Annotated in this window: 1 protein-coding gene; it reads right to left on the bottom strand. The window is 61.0% G+C overall.

The window, feature by feature from the left end:
• Nucleotides 1-525: 525 nt before the first annotated feature.
• On the bottom strand, nt 526-718 hold a 193-nt coding region (locus WDW90_RS37725), incomplete at its 5' end, for a hypothetical protein (RefSeq protein WP_336492821.1).

The following is a 718-nucleotide window of genomic DNA, read 5'->3' as shown; positions in this document are numbered from 1 at the left end:
GCGAGCAGGGCCAGCCGGAGTTCGTGAAAGTTGGTTCGAGTGATGTACGGCACCGTGAAGGGCCCTCCGTTCGTTGCGGTGGACGGCGTGTACGGCAGGATCAGCATGCCGTGGCCGAAGTCGGTCCGGGCAAACCGAAATCGGCTGGATCGCAGGACGCCTGACTAGGCCAGTGTGCGAACCGGCCCTCGCGTACCTCGCCGAAGTCGAGGCTTGTCCTGGCGTCCGATCGACTGCGGCGACGGATTGACTTGTCAAGATCGATCTTGACCGTCTACCGGCCCGTATACCTCGACCGGTCCGGCGTCTACGCCCAGCGGGTACACTGATCACCCGCGGGTTGCGCACTGAGGCCTGGGTGCACCTAGGGAAAAGTCGGCGGCTCTTACAATCCAGCCGCCGATCCTGACACGATGCGGTCCAGCGGGTGAACTACAGGATCGTTCCGGATCCCACGCCCTCGGCGAGATCACATCGATTGGCTGGCCGGTTACTCTGATCGGCTCGCCGCAGCTCGGTCCCGACTTAGAAGTTGAGCATGTACTCAACGTAATCCCGCTGATACTCCCAGTGCTCGACAAAATTTTCTACACCTACGAGGTTCAGCTGGAACTCGGCGATCCACTGCCCGCATTCACCCAGGGATTTTATCCACGCCTGAACCTCTGGCGGCATCCGTCCTACCTCCTCAAGGAGGAAGAGCGGCGGATCATGATAC

Source organism: Methylobacterium nigriterrae (assembly GCF_037106235.1).
GTDB lineage: Bacteria > Pseudomonadota > Alphaproteobacteria > Rhizobiales > Beijerinckiaceae > Methylobacterium > Methylobacterium nigriterrae.
Note: the sequence above shows the minus strand (reverse complement) of the source record. Positions and strands in the feature narration are given on the sequence as shown.